This is a genomic window from Paraburkholderia humisilvae, from assembly GCF_902859855.1.
In the GTDB taxonomy this organism is placed as follows: domain Bacteria; phylum Pseudomonadota; class Gammaproteobacteria; order Burkholderiales; family Burkholderiaceae; genus Paraburkholderia; species Paraburkholderia humisilvae.
Genome location: NZ_CADIKH010000178.1, coordinates 1 through 4735, shown reverse-complemented (window position 1 = coordinate 4735; position 4735 = coordinate 1). Strand labels below are relative to the sequence as shown.

Genomic DNA, 4735 nt, shown 5'->3' with positions numbered 1-4735 from the left:
TGCCTCGTCCAACGGCTTCTTTGCCATGGCGCGTATCTCCATTCAATCCGTTAGAGATATAACGCGCCAGCATCGAATCGGTTGTCATGTTTTATGGGAAACTCAATAGATGAGTAAATCGCCTGCGCAACGGGATCTGTTTGCAAGCGGGGAAACCGCGGCCGATGTCATTGGCTTGCTCTGTGCCGCATTGCCGGCTTTACCACCTGTCATCCGTTACTACGACGACTTTGACGACAAGCCGCGATCCATCCGGACTCCGGTTGAGCAATCAGTGTTCGAGTTGTCGATTAACGGTAACCGCGTCAACGTTGATTTCTCACGACTCGACGAGCGTTACGCATTCGTCTTCAAGCACGTCTTTCTCCTCATCCTTGGGCAGAACCTTAGCATCGCAACGGCTGCACTTTACGTCTCGTACGCACACAATCTGGCTGTGGCTGACGTGTCGGCTATCTTGCGTGCGGGCCCCATTGGTATAGGTCAAGTCTGGACAGCTTTGCGTGCCCGGGTCATGACGGATCACACATATCTGTGTGTAAAGTGCCTTCTTCACCTGTTGTGCGAACACCGGCTGTTCGGCTGGTCGAATGACTACAGCGTTTACATTCGCACCGCTCTGCCCTTGCCTGCCCGCGATGCTTACGCGGGTGTCCGGTCTGGCGATGTGTTTCTGGGCGCAGACGAAGAAGCAGCGATAGTACGACATCTGGACGAAATGACGGCGGCTCTTACGTCATCGGCGGGAACAGATCCTTTGCACGAGGATGTTTGTGACGCAGGAATGTTGCTGTGCGCCTATCAGTTCGCGATGCGCCCAATCCAGATCGCAATGCTGACCATGCGAAATGTGCGCATCTGGCAGGATGCACCAGACGGGCCGCCAACGGTTCACCTAACCTTCCATATGGCAAAGCAGCAAAGCGACGCGAAGAAAAAGCCACTCACGCGTCGGGTCAAGCGCGAATGGGCTCCAATCCTCGTTGCGCTCAATGCCCAACGACAGGCTGAAGGTCTCGCGGGCGCTGGGCGCTTCTTTGCTGTCGAATCGAACTATGAGGCTGGAGCGCGGATTGCCGCGCTCGTCAGAAAACTGATCGACTCCGAAGACTTCGGTACGGCGACAGACCTGCGCCACACGGCGGCCCAGAGACTAGTTGACGCCGGCGCGAGTCACGAGGAACTCGCCGAGTTTATGGGGCATTCGAACGTACAAACAGGACTCGTGTATTACGAGACATCGGCCACCCACGCAGAGCGTGTCAACCGCGCTCTCGGCGCATCGGACATATACCGGCGTGTCGCAAAGATCGCGCACGACCGGTTCATCTCCCCGGAAGAGCTCACCCAACTCAAAGGTGAGCAGCAGATTGCCGGTGTACCTCACGGCATTCCGATTGCCGGTATCGGGGGCTGCAAATCGGGCCAGCCCACCTGTCCCTACAATCCGGTCACGTCGTGCTACGGATGCAGGAAGTTCATGCCCCTGCACGACAAGACGATGCATGAGCGCGTGCTAGCCGAGATGCGCGAAGTGGTGATCTTCTTCGACCAGAGTTCCCGCGGCGACACCCGGTCGCCGGCCTATCTGCAATTGCAGCGCACGATCGCTGAGATACAGGCGGTCATCGAGGAATTGGAAGGCGAGATTCGATGAATCCACACTACTCCGCGTTCATCGATCTGGGTAAAACGTTGGCCCATGAGAAAGGCCTGTCATGGAACATGCCTCTTGACGACGCAGGTTACGCGCAGGATGGTATTGGCTGGAACCTGACCGCCATTGCCAGTGACGTTCCACCTCCGACCCATTACCTGCGCGACCTTGGGCCCGATGTGAAGGCGTTGGCCATTGTCAATGCGGAGCGCGCTGAGCGGAGCCTGACGCCACTGCCTCGCCGTCCGCTATTGCCGGCCTGGCAGGATCTGATCAAGGCAGCCGTTGCCGAACAGTTGCTGTTCAGGCGGAACACCGCGGGACATGTCATGCAACACATCGCGAGGCCGCTCCGGATAGTTGCAACATGCGTGGAAAAGGCCCCCTGGCAACTGACCGTTGATGACCTCCGTATCGCGATTCGCGTTGGAACAGCGATACAGGCCAGCGGCAAACTTGGCGATCTGGTTGTCGGAATCGTCAAGGTGATTCTTGATGCCCAGCACCTCTGCGACGCCGGACAACTGTATTCGACGCTTGCCGTTCCGCGGATGAAGGGCAAAAGTGCGATCAGGGCAAAGCACACCTGGTCACAGGACGAGCTACGGGCTGATCTGGAAGCGCGCAAGCGAGCTGAGCGGCTGCCGGAGCGACGCGCGTTCTGGGAGCTGACCCGCATCGTGATGACAGAAAAGCCACGCACCTTCATCGATGATCTGCGGTTCGCCGCCATACGCACAATGATCGTTACGGGCTTCCGGGCAGGCGAAGCTACGTTGCTTCCCGTCGACTGGAAGCGGGGGCGGACCTATCTGGACTCCAGGGGACGTCTCGCCGGCGAAGCCGGCGGCATCTCGACATCACTGATGGTTCGCCACTTCGCGGAAAAGCAGCAGGAAGACGAGACGGATAGCGTTGTTCTGCGTGAAAAAACGCAGCCCGTACCCGACATGTTCCGCGAGTTGCTTACTGAGACCTTGGATCATGCGGCTCAGTTGACGGAACCTCTACGCGCGACCTTAAAACTGCAGTGCGAGACTGGTCGGCTACTGCCGTGGTATCGGGCCAATGATGTGGTGCCCTTCACTGAACTGTACACGCGACTGATGGGCAATCCGTTCTGGCTGGATATTGAACGCGAGCCGTTCATTGAGCGCTATCGTGAAGGTTTCGATCCGGCGGTGCTTCGTGAACTACACCGCTACCAGGAGGAACACCGGCAGAACGGACCGATCAGTCTCGACATGGCGGTATATCAATTCGGCAAACGCTTGCTGGACAAGATGCGTGACGGGCAGATCGCACTACGCTTCCGTCGTGCGGACGGCAAGGTCATCGGGGTCCGGGAACGCATGGGCTGGCATAACACCTTTCTACACGTCGGCGAGCTGGAAGATCATATACGCGAGGAAACACCTACAAAAATATCGGAGACGACTCCCCTACCGCTAGCCGTTGGCGCGATTCAGCCATGGGAACTCCTGTTCACTCTGCCCAAGCGCTCGCTTGCTGAGGAACGTAACGACGGGCTCTGCGATGTCACTCGCTATATGGCTGTACGGCGCCCGGGACCCGACCTGATAGGTCTGGCACTTGGTGAGCATCGAACCTGCGTAACAGTGTTCGAAAAATACGGCCAGACGGACGAGGACCGTGCTCTGCGAATGGAATCGCATATGTTGCGCCACCTTCAGAACACTGAGTTGTTCCGGCTGGGTGTTGCTGACACGATCGTCTCGAAGCGTTTCAACAGGCGCAGCGTGGCACAAAGCTACGAGTATGACCATCGCAGCCTGGCTGAGGACCTCGACCAGATCGAAATCCCGCAGGACATCGAGATCATGCTCGGTGAAAAGCCAGCACGGTTGCCAGGCTCATCAAGCGCGGCAAGGCCAATGGGCCCGATCGTGGACGCATTCCGGTGCATCCAGGCAACAGAGGGCGACACTGCCGCGTACGAGTACCTTCGTGCCGAAGCGGACGGTTTCCATGCCACCCCGTATGGGCATTGCCTGAATTCATTTACGGTCGATCCCTGCCCCAAACATCTCGAGTGCTTCGCGGACTGCCGCCATCTGTCGGCCACCGATCTGCCGGAGAACCGGCAGAACCTGATCCGGCTTGAGGGCAAGTTCAAGCTCGCCCTCGAGTCGATCAAGGCCAGACCATCGACCAGCGTCGGCTGGAAGAACCAGCTTGATCACGCAGAGAAGCGGCTGGCCGGCGTACAGAAGCTTCTTGCAACACCAGCGGGTGAACGCCCCTTCCCTGACGGCGTTGACCTGTCACTGCCCCCGGAACGTGGAGTACTTGATGACTGAACCTAACGAGACCACGCCGTCCAGCGGCGACAACCAGATGCGCGAGATTCTCGAAACGCTGCTGGCCGAGAATGAAGACATCACGGCTCGCGCTGTCGCGCGGCTGCACCCGTCCATCAACGCGGCGTCGTCGATCACCCGTAGCGAGTCCCGAAGCAAGCTCCTCGCTGAATATCAGCAGCGGCAGTCCGAGTACAGGCGCTGGCGTGGCCGTGTCGCGAAGCGGTCCGGCGCCGACACCGCGGCATCGCTCGCCGACAAGGACATCAGGATTGCAGAACTCGAAGCCACGGTGCAACTACTGACCGCTTCCCACCTTGCAATGTTGCGCGCCGTCGGCGAACTCGGCGGCTTCAGCAAGTGGGCCAGGTTCTATGAACAGTATCGCGACGCACGGGACAAACTTGTGGAGCTTGGCGCGATACCTGAAGCGACAGTATCTCCAATGCCGGCGGAGAGTCCGAAGCGCCGGGGAGAAACAAAGCGTCGATGACTGTCTGGTTGGCGTGACAATGTTTGCATGATCCCCGCCGCCACGAAATGGCTGCGGTTCTGCGGTGGAAACCGCCTCTCTCCCGAAAGGAGTATCAAGTGTCCTATTGCCCCTTCTTCCAGACCCTGCACGATGAAACACGCCCCGTGGGCAATCTATTGAGTTTCCCATAAAACATGACAACCGATTCGATGCTGGCGCGTTATATCTCTAACGGATTGAATGGAGATACGCGCCATGGCAAAGAAGCCGTTGGACGAGGCA

The 4735-nt window shown here is 58.4% G+C and carries 3 protein-coding genes; all 3 read left to right on the top strand.

Features of this window, described 5'->3' with window-relative positions:
* Positions 1-109 precede the first annotated feature (109 nt).
* Genes HV796_RS40230 through HV796_RS40220 form a run of 3 tightly spaced genes read left to right on the top strand, consistent with a single transcriptional unit; the run spans position 110 to position 4471 of the window.
* On the top strand, positions 110-1657 hold the full coding sequence (locus HV796_RS40230) for a site-specific integrase (RefSeq protein WP_175233284.1): 1548 nt from the start codon (positions 110-112) through the stop codon (positions 1655-1657).
* Complete coding sequence (locus HV796_RS40225) at positions 1654-3978, top strand: hypothetical protein (protein ID WP_175233283.1); 2325 nt, start codon at positions 1654-1656, stop codon at positions 3976-3978. The genes HV796_RS40230 and HV796_RS40225 overlap by 4 nt, the downstream gene beginning before the upstream one ends.
* Positions 3971-4471, top strand: a complete 501-nt coding sequence (locus HV796_RS40220; protein WP_175233282.1) for a hypothetical protein — start codon at positions 3971-3973, stop codon at positions 4469-4471. Before HV796_RS40225 ends, HV796_RS40220 begins: the two co-directional genes overlap by 8 nt.
* Positions 4472-4735 lie beyond the last annotated feature (264 nt).

Excerpts from the sequence above, each read along its gene's own strand:
- HV796_RS40220 (WP_175233282.1), top strand. The coding sequence starts at position 3,971 with ATGACTGAACCTAACGAGACCACGCCGTCCAGCGGCGACAACCAGATG.
- HV796_RS40225 (WP_175233283.1), top strand. The coding sequence starts at position 1,654 with ATGAATCCACACTACTCCGCGTTCATCGATCTGGGTAAAACGTTGGCC.
- HV796_RS40230 (WP_175233284.1), top strand. The coding sequence starts at position 110 with ATGAGTAAATCGCCTGCGCAACGGGATCTGTTTGCAAGCGGGGAAACC.